This window comes from Paenibacillus sp. TCA20, assembly GCF_000732325.1.
GTDB classification, from domain to species: domain Bacteria; phylum Bacillota; class Bacilli; order Paenibacillales; family Paenibacillaceae; genus Paenibacillus; species Paenibacillus urinalis.
Map to the genome: position 1 here is coordinate 316,541 of NZ_BBIW01000005.1, position 19,606 is coordinate 336,146.

19 protein-coding genes are annotated in these 19,606 nt (G+C 44.8%); 4 read left to right on the forward strand and 15 right to left on the reverse strand.

All coding sequences use genetic code 11. The features are described from left to right. The first annotated feature begins 2 nt into the window (after positions 1–2). Positions 3–893: a carbohydrate ABC transporter permease gene (locus tag TCA2_RS12430; RefSeq protein WP_047911905.1), complete on the forward strand. Its 891-nt coding sequence runs from the start codon at positions 3–5 to the stop codon at positions 891–893. A gap of 82 nt (positions 894–975) precedes the next feature. On the opposite strand, the gene TCA2_RS12435 is transcribed toward TCA2_RS12430, so the two are convergent. The 4 genes from TCA2_RS12435 to TCA2_RS12450 all read right to left on the reverse strand — a co-directional run bounded on the left by TCA2_RS12435 (position 976) and on the right by TCA2_RS12450 (position 7,603). Beyond that, on the reverse strand, positions 976–2,757 hold the full coding sequence (locus TCA2_RS12435) for a sensor histidine kinase (RefSeq protein ID WP_152557723.1): 1,782 nt from the start codon (positions 2,755–2,757) through the stop codon (positions 976–978). A 126-nt stretch (positions 2,758–2,883) separates the two neighbouring features. Then, the gene (gene ltrA, locus TCA2_RS12440; RefSeq protein WP_047911907.1) at positions 2,884–4,284 is read right to left on the reverse strand and encodes a group II intron reverse transcriptase/maturase; all 1,401 of its coding nucleotides are present in this window, start codon (positions 4,282–4,284) and stop codon (positions 2,884–2,886) included. Positions 4,285–4,784: 500 nt separating this feature from the next. Beyond that, positions 4,785–5,945 (reverse strand): family 43 glycosylhydrolase, encoded by a 1,161-nt coding sequence (locus TCA2_RS12445; protein WP_047911908.1) that lies wholly within the window; start codon positions 5,943–5,945, stop codon positions 4,785–4,787. Between the two features lie 53 nt (positions 5,946–5,998). Next, positions 5,999–7,603, reverse strand: coding sequence for a response regulator (locus tag TCA2_RS12450; protein WP_081872471.1), 1,605 nt, complete (start codon positions 7,601–7,603; stop codon positions 5,999–6,001). A 297-nt stretch (positions 7,604–7,900) separates the two neighbouring features. Between TCA2_RS12450 and TCA2_RS12455 the strand changes: the two genes are divergently transcribed. Continuing rightward, positions 7,901–8,878 carry an NAD(P)-dependent oxidoreductase gene (locus TCA2_RS12455; RefSeq protein WP_047911910.1) on the forward strand — a complete coding sequence of 326 codons (978 nt, stop codon included), beginning with the start codon at positions 7,901–7,903 and terminating at the stop codon, positions 8,876–8,878. Between the two features lie 99 nt (positions 8,879–8,977). Here the strand turns inward: TCA2_RS12455 and TCA2_RS12460 are convergent, their stop codons facing one another. From TCA2_RS12460 to TCA2_RS27865, 6 genes are all read right to left on the reverse strand, one after another. Further along, positions 8,978–9,295, reverse strand: a complete 318-nt coding sequence (locus TCA2_RS12460) for a DUF1048 domain-containing protein (protein ID WP_047911911.1) — start codon at positions 9,293–9,295, stop codon at positions 8,978–8,980. A gap of 9 nt (positions 9,296–9,304) precedes the next feature. After that, complete coding sequence (locus tag TCA2_RS12465; RefSeq protein ID WP_047911912.1) at positions 9,305–9,652, reverse strand: DUF1048 domain-containing protein; 348 nt, start codon at positions 9,650–9,652, stop codon at positions 9,305–9,307. Next, positions 9,649–9,957, reverse strand: a complete 309-nt coding sequence (locus TCA2_RS12470; protein ID WP_274338300.1) for a PadR family transcriptional regulator — start codon at positions 9,955–9,957, stop codon at positions 9,649–9,651. The genes TCA2_RS12465 and TCA2_RS12470 overlap by 4 nt, the downstream gene beginning before the upstream one ends. A gap of 135 nt (positions 9,958–10,092) precedes the next feature. Next, positions 10,093–11,118 carry an NAD(P)-dependent alcohol dehydrogenase gene (locus TCA2_RS12475; protein ID WP_081872479.1) on the reverse strand — a complete coding sequence of 342 codons (1,026 nt, stop codon included), beginning with the start codon at positions 11,116–11,118 and terminating at the stop codon, positions 10,093–10,095. Between the two features lie 213 nt (positions 11,119–11,331). Next, positions 11,332–12,099, reverse strand: a complete 768-nt coding sequence (locus tag TCA2_RS12480; RefSeq protein ID WP_047911914.1) for an alpha/beta fold hydrolase — start codon at positions 12,097–12,099, stop codon at positions 11,332–11,334. Between the two features lie 2 nt (positions 12,100–12,101). Beyond that, on the reverse strand, positions 12,102–12,230 hold the full coding sequence (locus TCA2_RS27865; RefSeq protein WP_274337194.1) for a hypothetical protein: 129 nt from the start codon (positions 12,228–12,230) through the stop codon (positions 12,102–12,104). 117 nt (positions 12,231–12,347) lie between these two features. On the opposite strand from TCA2_RS27865, the gene TCA2_RS12485 reads away from it, so the two are divergent. Then, entirely contained in the window at positions 12,348–12,917 is a 570-nt protein-coding gene (locus tag TCA2_RS12485) for a TetR/AcrR family transcriptional regulator (RefSeq protein WP_238546373.1), read from the forward strand. Positions 12,918–13,144: 227 nt separating this feature from the next. Here the strand turns inward: TCA2_RS12485 and TCA2_RS12490 are convergent, their stop codons facing one another. Beyond that, positions 13,145–13,921, reverse strand: coding sequence for an ABC transporter ATP-binding protein (locus tag TCA2_RS12490; protein WP_047911915.1), 777 nt, complete (start codon positions 13,919–13,921; stop codon positions 13,145–13,147). Between the two features lie 489 nt (positions 13,922–14,410). On the opposite strand from TCA2_RS12490, the gene TCA2_RS12495 reads away from it, so the two are divergent. Then, positions 14,411–15,331 carry a TauD/TfdA family dioxygenase gene (locus TCA2_RS12495; protein ID WP_047911916.1) on the forward strand — a complete coding sequence of 307 codons (921 nt, stop codon included), beginning with the start codon at positions 14,411–14,413 and terminating at the stop codon, positions 15,329–15,331. A gap of 84 nt (positions 15,332–15,415) precedes the next feature. Here TCA2_RS12495 and TCA2_RS12500 read toward each other — a convergent pair whose 3' ends face one another. The 4 genes from TCA2_RS12500 to map all read right to left on the reverse strand — a co-directional run bounded on the left by TCA2_RS12500 (position 15,416) and on the right by map (position 19,533). Beyond that, positions 15,416–15,649: a helix-turn-helix transcriptional regulator gene (locus TCA2_RS12500; protein ID WP_047911917.1), complete on the reverse strand. Its 234-nt coding sequence runs from the start codon at positions 15,647–15,649 to the stop codon at positions 15,416–15,418. A gap of 63 nt (positions 15,650–15,712) precedes the next feature. Beyond that, positions 15,713–16,579, reverse strand: a complete 867-nt coding sequence (locus TCA2_RS12505) for a methyl-accepting chemotaxis protein (RefSeq protein WP_047911918.1) — start codon at positions 16,577–16,579, stop codon at positions 15,713–15,715. A gap of 18 nt (positions 16,580–16,597) precedes the next feature. Then, complete coding sequence (locus TCA2_RS12510) at positions 16,598–18,052, reverse strand: aldehyde dehydrogenase family protein (protein ID WP_047911919.1); 1,455 nt, start codon at positions 18,050–18,052, stop codon at positions 16,598–16,600. A 734-nt stretch (positions 18,053–18,786) separates the two neighbouring features. Continuing rightward, positions 18,787–19,533 carry a type I methionyl aminopeptidase gene (gene map / locus TCA2_RS12515; protein WP_047911920.1) on the reverse strand — a complete coding sequence of 249 codons (747 nt, stop codon included), beginning with the start codon at positions 19,531–19,533 and terminating at the stop codon, positions 18,787–18,789. Positions 19,534–19,606: the final 73 nt, after the last annotated feature.

The following is a 19,606-nucleotide window of genomic DNA, read 5'->3' on the forward strand; positions in this document are numbered from 1 at the left end:
TTATGATCGAAGACAAAAGCATGGGACGACGCTTATTTCATATCCTTAACTACACGATTCTCATTGTAATCTCTCTACTCTGTATACTGCCGTTTATCAATCTGCTGGCCGTTTCATTCAGCAGCAGCGCAGCCGTTTCCGCTGGCAGTGTTTCGTTCTGGCCCATCGATTTTACGACCAAGGCTTATGAATTTGCATTAACAGGCGGGGAGTTCTATAGTTCCCTATGGGTAGCCATAAAACGGGTCGTTCTCGGAACAACGGTAAATCTCGTGTTAATGATGCTCACCGCTTACCCACTTGCCAAATCGAAGCAAAAGCTGATGGGCCGCAATGTGTATATGAGTTTTTTCATCGTGACCATGCTATTCAACGGAGGGCTGATACCCACTTATCTCGTCGTGGTTAAAATGGGACTGATCGATTCTATCTGGTCGCTGATCCTCCCTGGTGCTCTTCCTGTATTCAGCATGCTTATTCTCATGAATTTCATTAGAGGGCTGCCGGAGGAAATCGAAGAATCGGCAATCATTGACGGTGCAGGTCCTCTTCAAGTCCTTCTCCGTATTCTGCTCCCTCTCTTGAAGCCTGCTCTTGCAACGGTTGGCTTGTTCAGTATCGTCGGTCATTGGAATTCGTGGTTTGACGGGATCATTTATATGAACAATCCTGCCAATTATCCACTGCAAAGCTATCTTCAGACCCTTCTGCTCAGCTTTGAGCAGATTATGCTGAAATCAGGAACTGATTATACACAGCTGCTGTCTATGATGAACGCTAGGACCGGGCGCGCTGCCCAAATGTTTCTAGGTGCTATTCCGATTCTGCTCATTTATCCGTTCTTGCAGAAGTACTTTACCAAGGGCTTAGTGCTCGGCAGCGTCAAAGGGTAAATAAGAGGCTTGCAGCCAAATGCTGCAAGCCTCTTATTTATTTCGCAGAGTGTCTCTTCCGAACGAATGGAATAGTCGACGACTAGCTCCTGTCTGCAAATTTCACGGTCTCTGGTTGATTGAATATCGCAGGCAGCATGATAGTAAATACCGTACCTTCTCCCAGTATGCTTTCAGCCTGCAATCCGTAAGACTGACCGAAATGAAGCTGTATTCGCCGCTGCACATTTTGTACTCCGATCCCCTTGATTCCATCATCTGCATCTGTCCTATTCATCTCTAATAAATCCTGAATCGTTTCCTGATCCATACCAGCCCCATTGTCATGAATTTTAATGGCTATGTCGTCCCCTAGGAATTGGATTTGGATTGTAATGATGCCACCTTCTTCGAGTTCGGCAAAACCGTGAAAAATCGCATTTTCGATAATCGGCTGCAAGATCATTTTGGGCATAAGATAATCTAGTGAATCAGCCTCAATCTCATAGTTCATCTGAATAGAGCCATAATACCTGACATTCTGAATGGTAATGTAGTTCGATATATGATCTAACTCCTCGCGAATCGATACCAAGGTTCCATCGGACCTTGTCGCATAGCGGAGCATCGAGATCAGTGCCTCTGTCATTTCCACAATCTTATCCGCTCTTTGCATGGATGCAATCCATTTAACCGACCCGAGTGTATTATACAAAAAATGAGGATTGATCTGGGCATGCAGTGCACGCATCTCCGCTGCTGCTTTGTCGATTTCTTCCTGCTGCACTTTCTCTACCAGCCTTTTTAGCTCGTAGGACATCTTATTGAATCGAACCGATAAATATCCTATTTCATCTTGAGAGCGAATATGCTCGACCTGTTCGAAATGTCCTTTTTCAACCAAACCGATATTCCGTATGAGCTTCTTAATAGGGCGCGTAATCACATGGGATAAAAAGATGGAAATAATGACAGCGAACAGTGACATCACGATCGCCAGGGTTACAAGATTACGACCCAATATAGCCCCATCGGCAGTCAGCTCTTCCATAGGCATGTACAAATATGTTGTCCACTTCTGCTGGCTAAGCGGGTTGACCGCAACGACGTTTAATGATTCGTCTGGACGCACATTGTCCCGAAATAACGTGCCGATGAGCTGGTCGTTAACGTTATAGACAATTTTCTCATCCTCATCAACGATCATAAACCTCGAACGAAGGCCTTCCTGTAAGTTACGATTCACGATCTCAATGAATTTGATATCGATGCTGACCACAATCACCCCTAGCAGCTTCCCAGTGGCCACATCATAAATTTTTCGAGCATGTGATACTGCCAATATTTTATTTTTCAGTTGATTGTCGATCCGTGTCGTCAACGTGATGATGCGATCTTTTGAATGCATAAATTTTTTGAACCACAATTCGTTCTCCACTTTGTAGCTTGTGTCGATGGGCTGGTTGGGGCTGACGAACAGATCTTCTCCTCCGTTAAGGTTATAGAGATAAATGGAAAATACGCGGTCCTTCATCATGATGTAGTTCATTAAAATATTGTAGGCCGTATTTTTGTTCTGTTTGCCGCCATTTCTTAGGTAATCTTGGATTGGAAAGCTGCCTTCGTTAGTCGCCGAAACGCTGCTGCTTAGTCCGTTGCTGGCCAGTAACGAAATTTTCTCAATCTCCTTAAGAAACTCGTCAATGCGAATATTCGTCTGTTTGGCTAGATCATTCATCAGCTTCGTGTAATTCTGCGCCAATAACCGTTCGGAGGAATAATAAGAATTGACGGTCATCACAAGTACCGGAATTATAATTACGGTCAGACAAATGACCATGATTTTGTTCTTGATTCGAAAGAGTGAAGCACGCTTCCACATCATGCACCTCTATTCAGTGGTATCAGTGAGCTACGCAATAATTATCCTATTTAATCGAGTAGGAGGCTACCCATTAATTGAGTAGCCGACCTCTCACACCACCGTACGTACCGTTCGGTATACGGCGGTTCAACCGCTTAAGTGCAAGTTACGTAAATGCTCGTACTGAGCAGGGAAGTCATAATACCCTGCTTGTGCGAGCCTTTTGTTTGTTATGGAACGAGACAACACCGGGCTTCCGGCGATGCGCCAGTATCCCAGTCGTGAGTTTGCCCATTGGTAGGCCTGCCACTCCGGTATTCCCAGTTTTCGCAGGTTTTGCGCCTTTGTTCTTGGCTTCTTCCATTGTTTCCAGATGTACATACGGAATCGTCTTCTCAACCATTCGTTCCATCTCTGCAGAGTCCGTTTCATGTCCGCTACGTAGAAGTAACCTATCCAGCCGCGAATATAGACCTTCACCTGCTCCATCACTTGACGGACATTCTTGCCCTGGCTGCGTTTCGTGAGTTCCTTCAGTTTCTTCTTTGCTTTCGCAAGAGATTGTCCATGGGCGCGGATGTGTACTCGGTCCCTGCTCTTTCCCAGAGCAAAACCAAGGAATTTAAAATGCTTTCGGGCCACGATGCTTACGACTTTGCTTTTCCGTCGATTTATCTGAAGTTTCATTCGCTTCTCTAGATACTTCTGGCAGGACTCCAACAGCCGCGTTGCTGCACGTTTGCTTTTCGCCAGCACTACAATGTCATCTGCGTAGCGGATCACATTCACTTCTCGGCTTTTCATCTCTTGGTCGAACTCATTCAAATAGATATTCGCCAGCAGCGGCGATAGCGGGCCACCTTGAGGTGATCCTTCTTCCGTTTCGCGCCGCACTCCGTGCTCCATGACCCCGCTTTTGAGATACTTCTTGATCAGATCAGTTACCCGCTTGTCCTGGATTTGTTTGCGCAAAAGATTCATAAGCAGCTCATGGTTCAGCGTGTCAAAATATTTGGATAGATCGATTTCTACTGCGTAGTCGTATCCCTGCTCCGCATACTCTTTTACTTTGCGAATGGCTTGCTGCGCACTCCGCCCAGGGCGGTAGCCATAGCTTCCTTCCGCGAATAACGGTTCGAACAGGGGTTGTAGCTGCTGCGATATCGCTTGCTGAATCACGCGGTCTATTACCGTAGGGATACCGAGCTTCCGCACTCCACTTCCATCTGGTTTCGGGATTTCTTTACGCCGTACCGGGTTTGGTTTGTAGCTTCCGTCCCGGATACTTTCCAAAAGCCCCTCTCTGTGTTCCCGTAACCACGGTAGTGCCTCCTCGACTGTCATTCCATCGATTCCCGGTGCTCCGTGATTACGTTTGACCCGCTTGTAGGCCTTGTTCAGGTTATCCCTGTTTAGTATCCTCTCAAGCATGTCCGTTGCACCGCCTCTTTCTCTACGTTCCCGAGTGCCGGCACTCCGCGCTCCCGCATACTCTTCGCATTCCATGCTATCCCTTTGCAGGCAGCCCTTTCGGTATTCTGCTTTCATCGTGCCGATGCTCCTTCCAGTCTATACTCGAGGCTTACGATTGTTCGGCCCTTCCCGAAAAAAAAAACTTCTCGGTACTATGGCCTCTGCTGACTTCTCACAGCAAGCTTTACTCCGTCTTTTCGGATTTTTTTTTTTTTTTTCCTACCGGACGTCTGTGAGACCTCCCCGGGTAAGAGCGATAGCCTTCCCCTCATCCATCTGCCACATTTACATGCCGGGATTCGGGCAGTATTGGACTTCGCTTTGATTAGCAAGCTCGTCCGTCCCGTCATGCCTTGTATGTGATTCCTGTTCGTCAGACCGAGGGTTTGCCTCCGGCTTCCTTCAGATTCCGCCTCGCGGCGGACACCCTTGCCTTTGGCTAACAGTTCCTACTGCCAAGCCTGTAGCGGACTTTCACCGCCGAGCTATCGCCCATGCCGGGCGCACTAAATATAGAGCTGTAAGCCATCTAAAGTATGGTTCACAGCCCTATTCATCTTGTTCATTAGTCTGAATTATTTTTTACGTATCGTAATCTTCGCTTTTGCTGTGTGGCCTGCCGTTTCAAGTGTCCAGCCCGGCTCCCCGAAATAAGGTGTACCGTCAGAGAGCCACAAGAGCTGCTGTACACGGGCGTGTCGATTAGGATCATATAACGGCTCGCCGGTAATTTCCTTATAGGAACGCGCATGGTAGACGAACAGGATCTCGTAGTCATCATTAGACATCACAAAGCTGTTATGCCCGGGACCAAACTGGGAAGTCGACTCATTGCTGACAAATACTAGCTCCTGCGACTTTGTCCATGAAGATGGATCGAGCAGATTACTCGTCTCATCCGCTGTCAGCAGACCCATACAATAACGGTCGTCTGTCCCACTGGCCGAGTATGCCATGAAGACGCGGCCATTCTTGACCAGAACAGCGGGCCCCTCGTTTACACGATGCCGCTGAATCTCCCACTCATACTCTGGCGAAGAGATCTTAACCGGCTCTGTCGCAATGGACCAAGGCGTATCCATCCTAGCAATATACAGGCAAGAGTCCTCGACAATCTGGGCCCATACTAAATATCGCTCTTCCCGATGTTTGAACGTAGTCGCATCGAGGGAGAAGCTTTCGACCGGCAGCTTGATTCGGCCCTTCTCCATCCACCGCCCCGTTAGTGGATTATCTTCTATGCATTCAAGAACATACGGACGAATCGCCCATTTATCATCGGACCTTCCGGCAGCGAAGTAAAGATACCAATTTCCATCTATATAATGAAGCTCTGGCGCCCAAATATGGCTGCCCATCTCGCCTTCTCCGTGTCTCGTCCAGATCACAATCTCCTCCGCATTGGATAGACCGCAGATCGTTCTGGACCGTCGCAGTATGATTCGATCGTATTCGGGCACAGATCCTGTAAAGTAATAGTAACCATCTGTATGTTTAAGCACGTAAGGATCGGCCCGATTCATCACAAGCGGATCCGGGAACTCCTCATTTTTTACTACTCCTTCTACGGTAATCGTACCTGGCCGCTCGAGTAGAGTCGAATCGATCTCTTCCCACACCACTGGAAAGGTTGTCTTTATTCCACCTTCTAGTCGAACTTCTACACGCTGCGGCAGCAGTACCGATTCGCCCATTTCCAAGCTAACTGAATAATCATTAATGTCTGTTATTTTCATCTCAGCACCTGTATCCTTTCAAAATTCATATCTCGCAACCGCTTTCATAAATTCTAACCTCTATATTCTTCAGGACTTACACCGACGATTTTTTTGAAAATTTTGCTGAAGTACGTGTAATTGTGGTAACCAACTTTATCTGCTACCTCATATATACGTAATCTTCGATCCTCTAAATATGACTTTGCCTTCTCGATACGAACGCGAGTCAAATACGAGACAAAATTTTCATTCTTCTCTTGTTTAAATACTCGGCTCAAATAGGATGAGTTCACATTAATCTGACTGGCTACGCTCTGGAGGGTGATATCTTCCGCGTAGTACTGACGGATGATGTCGACAGCGATGTCTGCATAGCTGAGTTCCTGCATGGTGCGGGTTTTCGTTTGCAAACATTCCAGCACATAATCCTGCACAATCCGGTGCAGTTCATTCCATGTCTCAGCAGCAGAGACAGACTCATAAGGTGACATTCTATCGGATAACAGAAGCTCCCTTGAAGCTTGGGAGAACTCAGTATTGAAGATTTCCAGGAACAGTACGTAGGCCTTGCGGACAGCATACTCGTCAGCCCACGCTTCCACTAGCTTCATACGAAATTGCTCCAAGTAGCTACTTATCTTCTCCACCTTATGACTTTCAAGAACAAGTCGCAGCTCATACTCAAGATCTCGGATCAATGGATATTGACCGCCTGCGCGATTGGTTGAGACTGTCGCATCTGTAAAGAAATGAACGCTGCTGCTATCGGTAAAGAAACGATGCCGCCATGCGGTATCTGCCTCTCGATATGCCCTCTTCAGAGATATGAGATCCGGAACGATCGTGCTCACTCCGACGGAAAAAGTGATATTCATGAAGTCCTTCATGGACCCGAGAATCTTATTGTTCAGCTTCTCTATGTCCTTCCGCCAAGACCCTTCCTCCGTTGGAGCTGCATTGCGGATTACCAGGTATTCGGAAGAGCTCTCCACAATAATTTCGCAGTCGGCTCTTGTCGGTGTCACCTCTTTAATGACATTCAAGATCGAGAAACGCAGCAATTTCTCATCCTTCTCCTTGTATTTCTTTCTTACTTCTTCGAATTGATCCATTTTGAATTTGATGATCACAAGATCATGCGGATTTAAGCGAACCTGAAGCTGTTCCGCCTTGACGGCAGCCTGTTCCCCAATTGGAAGGCCACTTATTAAATCCTTAAAGAAGTTTTCCTTCAGATGAGTCAAGCTCTGCGTATAATGAAACGGCGCCGCAAACAAGCGATCCTCGCTGCCAATCTTGGACAACATTTTTCCACGAATTCTTGTCAGCAAGTCTGTAAGCGATGCCGGTGAGATTTCGCTCTTGATTAAATAGTCCAGCGCACCAAGCCTAAGTGCTTCCTTAACATAGTCTATCTCATCAAAATTACTAAGAATGACATATCTGCAGTCCGGAAATCTCTTCGATATTTCACGTATCAACTCCAGGCCATCCATAAGTGGCATTTTGATATCCGTAATGATTAAATCAGGAGTGCTTTCAAGCGCAATTTCGAGAGCTTCTTTGCCATTCCCTGCTTCTCCGACAATGCGGAATCCATGCTCTTCCCACAATAACGAGGAACGGATTCCGATTCGCATCAGCATTTCATCATCCACGATCATCAATTTATACATCCATATCCCTCGATTTCCCTGAATTGCTCTACTAATTCGATAGTTGACACGGAATTCCTGCCGTAGGTAGTTGATCACAATGAAGTATACTGGAATTATACAAGAAGATTTCGCAGCACTTATAGCATATCTCCCAAATGTCGGTATACCGTAGCTTCATCACCTCCATTCCTCACACTTCTTTCCAATCATTGATGTTAACTGTGAAAACCTTCACTTATTTTATTACGTTAAGGTCTTAATCTTATGGGGTAAGAGAAACTATAAAACTAACAAAGCGTTAAGGAGTGACTCAACATGAAAAAAGTATTTATTCTTGGTCAAACCGGTTTTCTTGGTTATTATACAGCTTTAGAACTAAATAAGCGTCATTATCAAGTGTCTGGTATCTCACTTCCTCCAGCTGTTGCTGACAGCCTGTTCCCTGAAGAAATCGAGGAATTATACGGGGACCTCAACCAATATACAGACGAAGAAATTATTAAGCTTCTGGATGGTGTCTATGCCTTCATCTATGCGGCAGGTGCGGATGAGCGAATCGTTCCTGACGCTCCTGCTGTGAAGTTTTTTTACGAAGCAAATGTTTTGCCTACCCAGCGGCTAGCCCGACTTGCCAGACAAGCTGGTGTCAAAAAATTTGTCTTGTTCGGCTCTTACTTTGCACACTTTGCAGAAAAATGGACCGATCTTAACCTCAAAACACATCATGCATATCCACGTACACGCTTGTTGCAGGAGGAAATTGCAATCATGGAAAGCCATGGTCAGATGGATGTTATGACACTCCGTTTGCCGTATATTTTTGGTACAATGCCGGGTCGGACGCCGCTATGGACGATGATGGTTGATAGAGTAAGAGACCAGGACAGCGTACCCGTATTACCGGGCGGCACTGCTATGGTTACCGCACAGCAAGTTGCACAGGCGGCTGTTGGCGCCATCGAATTTGGTCAGCACCAAGGGAAATACGCGATCTGTGATACAAATATGAAGCATACCGAATTCTTCCAGATGATCGCTGATGAACTTGGTCAGACGAATACTAAGATTGTGGAAGTTCCACTTGAGGCCATGAAACCAGCAATGGAACAGCATAATGCTCAGGTCATGTCCGCTGGTAAAGAGCATGGCATCCATTTGGATGTCACTGCTGTCATTCAAAGCCGTGATGCCTATCTAGATCCCGAAGACACGATGCCAATACTGAAATATGAGAAAGATGACATTTATGCTAGTATACGAGAAACCCTGAACCACTGTGTACAAGTGCGCTAAGAATTGGATAACGTTAAATAGGTACACAAATCTAGTAATTTCAAAAAACCTTATGGAGCTTTGTAGATGTAAGATGCTCCATAAGGTTTTTTAGATAAGTTAACTACCTTTTTGATTATTAGACTCCTGATAGATATCGGCATAGGTTTTTGAATCTTTGATAAGGTTATCGCAGAAAGCAGCTACGTCACTGCCCGTTACCTCGAGCACACCTTTACCCGAGGCAGCACCCTCTTCAAAAAGATCGACAATCCCCGAGAGCAAACCTGTTCCTTCGGTCAATTCTACAGGACCCACCTTAAAGAGATATTTTTGAATTTCTTTGTAGACAATCTGATAATCCTGCGGGAGCGCTTTGACACGTGCAACGTGGGCTCGCCATTCCTTTTTGCCTTCGATGATATCTTGTATTCGCATTTCACCCTCCTATTTACCTAATTTTTTGGCAATATTATTATTGAACTGATCACGCCACTTATCTCGATAAGACTTTGCTCCTTCTTCGCCGGCCAGTGCTGAACAGAAGCCTTTAATATCACCACCAAGCACCTCTTGGACACTCTGACCCTCTGCCGCTGTTTCTTCGAACAGGCCAAGTACACCGTCTAGAATAGGCATCAGATTACGGCCTGAGAAATCGGAGTGAGGCCAGAGATTGATATTAATCTCTTCCCATGCGGCTTGATAATCTGCAGGCAGCTTTTTCGCACGCGAATCAAAAGCTTTCATTTCTTTCGTCATATCACTGCCGGTAATTTTCTCCCAAAAATTCATTCTATCCCCTCCTTTAACTCATTCATTTTTGAGGATACGAACTCCCATTTGACCCAGAACTTCTGTAACTCCTTACGCCCTGTATCGTTGATTGCGTAAAATTTTCGTGGTGGTCCGATGTCTGAAGGCTTCTTAGTAACCTCCACCAGTTTGTTCTTTTCAAGTCGGATCAGGATGGTATACACTGTTCCCTCCACAACATCGGTAAAGCCGAGGGCGTTTAATCTCCGGGTAATATCATATCCATAGGTTTCTTCGCGGCTTATAATTTCAAGGACACAGCCCTCAAGCACACCTTTGAGCATTTCCGTTAAGTTTTCCAACACATTCACCCTTCACTATTCTGTATGACTGGTATGCAGTATTACTTACTACCGCTATAAAGTATCACGTAGTAGCTTACAAAGTCAAGTCTTTGCTGTTCAATAATACTTTACTGTCTAACCCTTCATAACGATGACGGCTTTTCCTTTCAACCGGCCTTCTCCAATATCTCGAAATGCCTGGGCTGCTTCACTCAGTGGGTACTCCTTATCAACTACCGGCAAGACCTGTCCTATTTCGACAAGTTCCTTCCACACCTGCTGATCTCCGTCGTTTGGTTTGTGGATGAGCAGCATCATTTTCTTTTTTTCTATTCTAGAAACGAAAGGGGCGAGCAATAGATTTTGGAAAATGTGAAACATCGTGCCGCCGATCATCACATATCTCCCGCCCTTGTTTAGTGCTCGTTTTAAAGAAAATGCGGAGCGATTTCCAACGACATCAAGAATTAAATCGTATTTAATCCCCCTTGTAGTAAAGTCCTCTTTCATATAATCAAGGACATGGTCCGTACCTATAGCTCGCAGCATATCCAGCTTCTCTGCACTGTCTACTCCTGTCACTTCTGCTCCATGCAATTTGGCATATTGAATGGCAAACGTTCCTACTCCCCCACCGGCTCCGTTAATAAGAACACGTTCGCCTTGTTGCAGTCTTCCCCTGTCACGCAGACCTTGCAGGGCTAGAACGGCTGCCTGAGGGATGGCGGCTGCCTGAACATAGCTGATTGCAGCAGGCTTTGGTGTTAAGGCATTTTCGTTAGCACATACATACTCTGCGAATCCACCCCAGCCACATCCAGAAAGATCCCCAAACACCTCATCTCCTCGTTTAAATCTGGTGACATCCGCTCCAACCGTAATTACCTTTCCTGCTACGTCAGCGCCCAGAATTCGGTAACGAGGCTGCTGAAATGCACCGATACGGTTTGCGAATGGCTTTCCACGAAGCAGATCCCAATCCCAGGAATTTATTGAGGTCGCATGGACTTCAATCAATACTTCATTTTCCTTGGGCACAGGGACTGCTACTTTATCTAATCTTAGAGCTTCTGGCGTTCCATAGGTATCGTATACCATCGCCTTCATGAAGTGTGTACCCTGCTTGCCGGACAATCCATTGTTATCCATTCTTTCTCTCATGATCATTCTCCATTCAATAGACTCATGTGTGTCGATATTCAGAAATCCCCCGTAAAACACATAAATAATGATCATTCTTATTCACAAGAAATCATTCACTTCCAAATGTCTGATACGCTGTGAATATTTAGAGGTTTCACATTCGATCTATTCCGATATTAAATGACAAAAAGGAACCGCAGCAATACTGTTCGCCGCGGTTCTTCAGTATGATTATTGATTGTTAATTTCGGTGATCCAATCCTCTATAGCCGTAACAACTTCTTGTAATTGTTCCTCTTCATCAATGGCTGGATCATTATCCCCTTTTTGCTTCCCATAGGATCCGAATTGTCCATGGTTGCCTCCTTCTACACTAACATAAAAGGTATCTTCAGGCAGGTTCGTCTTGGAGCTCTCCCAAACCTCCTGATTAAGCACTCCATCCGCTGTACCTGTAATTTGCAGCGCAGACAGATCCGTATCTTTTAATGTTCCGGACTCGTCAGCATAGGAAGCCAAGAAAAATACCCCCTCAAGCTCCTCTCTATGCTCATTAGCATATCTGGCTGCAAATGCGCCTCCTAGAGAGTGTCCCCCAATTACAAACGACTCATCTGGATGTTCTTCCAGAAAAGAGTCCGCTTTGTTTTGACCAAATATGGCCAAATTAAGAGGCATCTCGGCAATGTATGTTCGATGTCCCCGTTTAGCCAGTTCTCTCGCAAAGAGAGAATAGCTTTCCGGTTCGACTAGCCCGCCTGGATAAAAAATAATATTAGGCTCGTTAATCTTTCCAGTTTCAGGCTCAAATTTATAACCCTCTTTGACCTTCGTTACTTTAACCTGATCATCACTCTGTGAAGCGAACTCTGCTTGTTGGGAAGGACTATAAGTTATGGAATTTAAGTACACCCATAAACCAATAACAACAACTACGATGAGCAGGCAGCCCCATAATAATATTTTATTCCATTTCACCTTTTTTGCCTTTTTTGTCAAAGCTATAACACCTTCTTAATCATTATATTTCGATGCCCATCTTCAATGACTGCAGCAATCAGCGATTCGTCCCCGTATCCAACCTTAGGCTCTGTAAGGATGAAGATACCGTTCGCTTTCTTCATTGTCATTGAATTAATGGATCATTTCTAGTAAATTATATTTACCAGTAAGTATAATTACAAGTTCATTTGTTGATATATTTGTTCACATCGATCAATTGTCACAAAATTTTCACGGAGGTTCTAATGGCAAATAAAGAGATTCAACGTTCACCAGGAAGACCGAAACAAGCAGAACAAGAGTTATCCAAACAAGAACTTATTCTCCAAACAGCTGCACAGCTGTTTATGCAGCATGGCTATGAGCCCGTATCGCTCCAACAAATTTCTAAAGCTTGCCATGTGACCAAACCGACCATCTACTATCATTTCACCAGTAAGTCAGAGCTTTTTAAAGCCGCGGTTACGATCATGTTCAATAATGTGCATCAACATACGTCACGATTATTAAGAGATGCAGAGCATCTGGAAGAAGGATTACTAAAGGTTGCAGAAGCAAGATTAGCCAATCCCCATGCGGAAATTGAGACGCTTCTAAGAGAAGCGGAGAAGTTTCTGAGTGAGGAACAGATACGCGAAATTAGGGAAGCTGAAAATCAAATTTACGAGGAATTAGCTGACTATTTTCGAGAGGCGATGGAACGTAATATACTTCGAAAGAATAATCCAATGCTTCTAGCACAAACTTTCTCAACCATGATGGTGATCGGGAATAAGAATGAAACGGTAAGTGAATATAATTCACTGCTAAGCTAGGCAAGGAGCTCGTGGACATTTTCTTGCGCGGTACATTATCAGGATCATCCGCCCTCCTGTGAGCCTAACGAGTTTTTGTGTCTGAATCATAATAAAAATCCCCTTCGTTCAACAAGTAAGCAAAATCGAGGTTACCCGATCTATTACTACACTTGTTTACTAGCAGGGGCTGCTTATGGTTTATGCGTAAAAATTGGATGCTATCACGCCTATTCTCATAGTTCCATTTAAATACTATATGCTTCTTGCTCCTCCCGGTGATCCAGCTCATCCAATACTAAAGTGCGCAGCTCGATAAAGGAACGGCTGGTTCGTTTACGTGGATAGGGCAGATCAATCGGCACGATCGCCTTGATTCGACCTGGACGCCGGTCCATCACAACCACCCTGGTGGACAAGAATACCGCTTCATCAATATCATGGGTGACGAGAACCATCGCGGTCTTGTTGGTCTGCCATATATCGAGCAGGGCTTCCTGCATATGGCCTCTTGTAAAAGCATCCAGCGCACCGAACGGCTCGTCGAGCAGCATCACCTCCGGATTTCTGATCAGTGCCCGTGCAATGGCAACCCGCTGTGACATCCCACCCGACAGTTCTCTTGGAAATGCCTTTTCGAACCCTTTCAATTTAACCAGTTCAATCAACGCGTCGACTCGGCTTCGAACTTCCGAATCTTTTAGTGATAAATCCGCCGCGATGTTCTGCTCTACACTGAGCCACAGAAACAGCCTGTGCTCCTGAAAGATAAAGCCTTTTTCCTGAGATGGACGCTCTACCCGTTTCCCTTTGAGTAATACATCCCCTTCGTAATCGGTATCAAGCCCTGCAACAATTTTGAGCAGTGTGCTCTTCCCACAGCCGCTCGGCCCAATAATGGTCGTGAAGTCACCTTCCTTCACTGTAAGATTGATCTCATCTAGCACATGATTAGAGCCTTGGTCTCCTCTAAAGGTTTTATTTACTGCGTTCACTTCGAGAATTGATCTTCGTTCTTCGGACATATTGGCTCCCCCATTCTTAGTGAAAATAAAAAGAGACTCGGCTCACCTTCTGAAAAAAAGGGGGTCAGCCGAATCTCTGGTCGTTCCAGTCGATTCACACATATCGATTCAAAATTACCGTTAAGGGATCCAAATCATTCGTTGTTGTGGCTCATCTTAGCAGAGCTGGGAGGATATTGTCAATACCCGATTAAACAGGTAAGATTACATTAGTAAGTTTAAAAGACTAAACTATCTCGTGAAGAAAACCTTACATATTTTAGTAAAATACAGGTTGACAGTTTGCGATACTTGCTGATAAGATTTGGTCCATCACACACTGAACTATAAATCAGTCTGTAAACGATGAACGGATCAACTGGACGACCAGAGATTCGGACACGAGAAATGAAACCCTTCTTCTTCGTGTCTGACTTCTCTGGCGTCTTTTTTTTCGTTCTAAAGTCCACTGAAAACGTAGGAATACTATAATTGAGGAGGCTAATATCCATGAGTCAAACCACTTATCTGTCACGTGATTACGCACCTGTCCGGGAATTTAAAGCAGGAGCGAGACATTTGAACCGACTTGCAGAAGGATTAGAGGATCGTCCTTATACCTTGTTCACATTAAAACCGCTTGGTCCGATTATTGGAGCAGAAATCGAAGGTGTTGACCTTGGAAAGCCGCTGGCTCCTGAGCTCAAGGCCGAAATTCAGCGCGCATTTCTGGAGTGGAAAGTGTTGTTCTTCCGGAACCAGCACATTACGAGCGAACAGCAGGTGGCTTTTGCCAAAGAGTGGGGAGAACTTGAGAAGCATCCTTTCCTCCCCCGGGGAAGCGCAGAAGAAATTACGCGGTTTGAGAAAAATGCAAATATGACAGGCAATGAGAACATATGGCATGCAGATGTGACCTGGCGTAAAGATCCTGCCCTCGGCTCTGTACTTCGTTTATCTGAGGTCCCTCCCTTTGGTGGTGATACCCTTTGGGCTGATATGGGAGCAGCTTACGACAACCTCCCCGATGCAATTAAAGAACGAATCCACGGACTCACTGCTATCCATGATTTTACGACGACGTTCGGACGTCACATGCCGCCGGAGATCCTTGCTGCGAAACAGGAGGAGTTTCCTGCTGCAGAGCATCCCATCGTGCGGACTCATCCCGAAACCGGTCGCAAGACATTATTCGTTAATGGCGCCTTCACCATCCGGATTGTCGGACTTGAGGAGGGGGAGAGCGAGAAGCTTCTTAATTACCTGTTCCGTCAGGCTCACATTCCAGAATATCAGGTTCGGTTCCAATGGGAAGCGAATTCGGTCGCACTATGGGATAACAGAGCAACTCAGCATTATGCTGTGTCTGATTATTACCCCCATCGCCGTGTGGCAGAGCGGGTGTCAATTGCAGGGGATCGGCCGTACTAATCCTCTACAGATAGATTTAAAGATCGATTCTTAATGAATCGATCTTTAATCCAGTATGTCTTATGCTGAGCAATTGTTAACCGGTTAATCTCTCTTTGTTTCCGATGTGTTCGGAATCAGTTCATACAAGTCAGCAACATCACAACCGAGAGTATCGGAGATAGATATCGCCATTTTGAGTGGCATCACTCTTTTGTTTTCCATATAATCATATAATCGTTCCGGCTTCATAAGCATTTCTTTTGCCAGCCATTCCACTGATCTTCCGGATTCCATCAATCGTTCATTCAATAAGCACTGTCCAAGTTCAAATTTCAAGAATCAATGACCTCCTAAGTTATAATTTACCTTAAGGGTCGTCCATTGCCAGCATGTATATACTCACTGACTATCGTTTGAATACAAGGTCTGTTCCGCTACTTGAGCTAATTCTTCTGCTTTAACGCTGATCTCTTGAATGGTAGCCGTAAATTCTTGAATGGTACCTGATTGCGTATCAGCTAAAGTGTGAATATCGGAAAAAGCTTGGTTTAAACGCAGCAGCAACGCTTGGATATTTTGTGTAATTCCATTGATCTGATCTACGTTGTTCTTGGAGCTCGTAGCCAGCTTCCTGATCTCTCCGGCAACAACGGAGAAGCCTCTTCCCACTTCACCAGCTCGAGCAGCTTCGATGGCTGCATTCAGGCCGAGCAGGTTACTCTGATCCGAAATCTCCTTCACTACCGTCGATATCTTGCCAATCTGCTGAGCACTTGAACTAATGTCTTTCATTTGTGTAGTCATGTCTGTCACTCGATCATTCAGGTGTGTCACTGCACGACTAATATCCTCAATCGAAGCCGTAGACTCCTCGACAATGGCGGAGAAGCTCTCCGCCATTTCAAACAGCTTGCTCGCTTTCTCAAGACTTGTCCCCATACCAATTCCACCAATTACTCTGCCCTCTTCATCATGTAATGGAATTGCTCTAGCCGCTAAAGGAAATCCGAAGAGTTCCTTTGGTACAATTGCGGATATAGGCGTATTATTTCGAATGGCGTTGGTTACGATATCCCCTTCCATTAAAGGGTCTCCCGGGTTTACGTTAAGAGAGAATGTCTTCCCCGGAATATTAATGATCAGCTTCTCTGTATCGTAGATTCCAATGGTAATATCATCATTTGAGAGACTATTCAATAACGGAGCTACTGCTATAAATGATTTGATAAGGTCGTGCTGTGTATTGACTTCTGTTGCTGTATTCATGTTCTTCTCTCCTAGCTCTTAATACGGAAATTTCCGCTGTCCATAGTTAACCGAAATCCATTTCATCGTTGTAAATTCATCCAGGCTCCATTCACCGTTCATACGTCCTAACCCCGATTGTTTCTCTCCGCCAAATGCAATAATGGGCTCATCGTTTATCGTAATATCATTTACATGGATCATGCCGGTATGCACTTTCTTCGCCAGCTCTACTCCACGCTCCAGGTTGGAAGTGTGGACTGCACCGCTAAGTCCAAATCTCGTATCGTTTGCGATATCAATAGCCTCTTCTTCTGTTTCAAAAGGTATGATGCAGACAACCGGACCAAACAGCTCATCTTGAGCAACGACCATCTCTGGATTGACATCAATGAGAATCGTAGGCTCTACCATTCTTCCTGTTATCTTACCATGCAGGAGCGGAACGGCTCCTTCCTCAATTCCCTTCGCAATAAGCTTCTCAAGTGTTTCTGCCTGGCGTCTATTAATGACAGGACCAATGACGGTTTCTGGATCGCTAGGATCCCCCACTTTAAGCGTAGTAACCTTTTCTTTAAACATCTTAAGGAATTGTTCATATATTGATTTTTGTACGAGAATACGATTGGCGCACATACATATTTGACCTTGATGTGTGAATCTGCTGAAAGTGGCCGCTTGAACTGCATATTCTAGATCAGCATCCTCTAATATAATGAATGCACTGTTTCCACCAAGCTCCAGCAGCGGCTTCTTATAGTTCTTGACTGCCAGCTGGCCAATATAGCTTCCGACCTGAGTTGATCCCGTAAAGGAAATAATTCTAGGAATCGGATGCTCCACAAACGCATCACCAATTTCCTTAATATCGGTAACGACGACATTTAAGAGACCTTTTGGAATACCCGCTGCCTCGAAGATCTTGCCGATCAGTGTGCCGCCTGTAATCGGTGTATCCTCATGCGGCTTTAACACTACTCCATTGCCGGCACCCAGTGCAGGCGCAACAGATTTCATAGATAAGAAGAACGGAAAATTAAAAGGACTGATAACCCCAACTACCCCGGCAGGAATTCGGTACAGACGATTTTCTTTGCCATCTTCTGTGGACGGAAGAATCTTTCCTTCCATCCGGAGCGGAAAGGTAGCCGCTTCTTTAATCATGTTTTTAACAAGACCAATCTCAAATGCGGCCTTCATCCGAGTACCACCCAGCTCTTGAATGATAAGGGATGTAATCTCTTCTTCATTTGCTTCTATGTATGTAACAGCTTTCTCCAGAATATCGCGTTTCTTGTAAGGATTAACCTTATCCCATTCGAGCTTGGCCTTATGCGCTGATTTGTATGCTTCATCAATATCTTTAACGCTGGCTATCTGAAACGTCGTGATAACCTCATCATTATATGGATTGATATCAGGCAACACTTTCTCGCTGGAACCTTCTCTCCAGTCTCCACCTATAAATTGTTTCCCTAGCTCTGTATAATTCATATGCTTCCTCCTCTGATTTTGTGGATGGCTTCAGATTATCAAATATAATATCGTCAGAATACTAGCTTTGAATAAGCTCGTTTTACACCAATCTTGTCAAAAACAGTGATTATCAATGATATTTGGTGCTTAATGCCTAGTTGGAGAATGGATATCATGTGACTCGTTTATTAAACACGTAAAAGATATGAACAAAAAACACCTGCCAGCAATAACTAACAGATGTTGTTCAGATGATACTTCTTACCGAAAAAGGGACGTGGATTGGTGATTTTCATCCTTGTTTTCTGAATAGCAATGATCTTTTGTTTAAGTATATCCTTCTCCCATTCAAAAACCCTTTCATCTCAGATCATTATGGTTGGTATCGTGGACATGTTATGCGGTATAGGCTTCTCATTATAAAAAATAGGCTTCGCGAACTTCCCTACAAATATTCCAATCCAACTTCTCCGAGGACGGGAATTTCCGGTTGCAATATCGTGAAACGAAGAGCAGTGCGCTAACATCTGAGCAGCCTTCATTTTACCCCAGCGTGGTTTCTAATCCGGTTTAAGATTGTCGATCCGAGCCAATATTGCTTCTACATCCGATTTGTTATAAATACTTCCCAATACTTAAGCGCCCCCAAATGGTCTTATATGTATAATAGGAGCAGCCTCGCTCTGGCCGCTATAGCGGGCTGCTCCGTGATATCTCGGATCAAACGCGTCTGTTCTAAATCATTAGCTATACTATACAGCCGTCAAGATAATGGGCTGATTTTTTGTAATGATAATTGTATGCTCGTGCTGGGCTACATAGCTATTGTCAGGGACACTTAATGTCCAGCCGTCCGACTGCTCAACGGCATATCCTGCACCTGTAGATAGAAAAGGCTCGATCGTAATAACCATGCCCTCCTTCAATACCCGTTTATCATGCTTGTTGTAGAAGGGTAGAATCTCTGTTGGGGATTCATGCAGTGATTTTCCGATACCATGACTGCATAGATTTTTAATAATGTTGTATCCGCCTTTTTTAGCCTCGATTTCAATAATCCTGCCGATTTCGTTCAGTTTAACTCCATGCTTCAGTGAAGAGATTACTTTCATCATGGTCTGATGCGTGTATTGGCACAGCTGCATTAATGAAGACTCATATGGAGGAATCACAAAAGAATGACCCGCATCCGCATAATACCCCCCCGCTTCTGCAGAAACATCAATGTTGATTAAATCGCCTGGCTGAATAATTCGATTACCTGGTATACCGTGAGCAACTTCGTGGTTAACACTAATACAGGTATTTCCAGGGAAATCATAAGTGATCTTCGGTGCCGACACAGCACCATTCCTGGCCAGAATCTGCCCTCCAATTTCATCAAGTTCCTTTGTTGTCATTCCGACACGTGCCTGAATTTTCATTTCTTTGATCGTCATGGCAACAATTCTGCCGATTTCCTTCAGACCTTCAATATCATTCTGCGATCCTACTGTCATCTAATTCCCTCCATTTAACTCATGTATCTAATTTACCACATCTATCACTCAGTTATATATTAAAGAATGATCG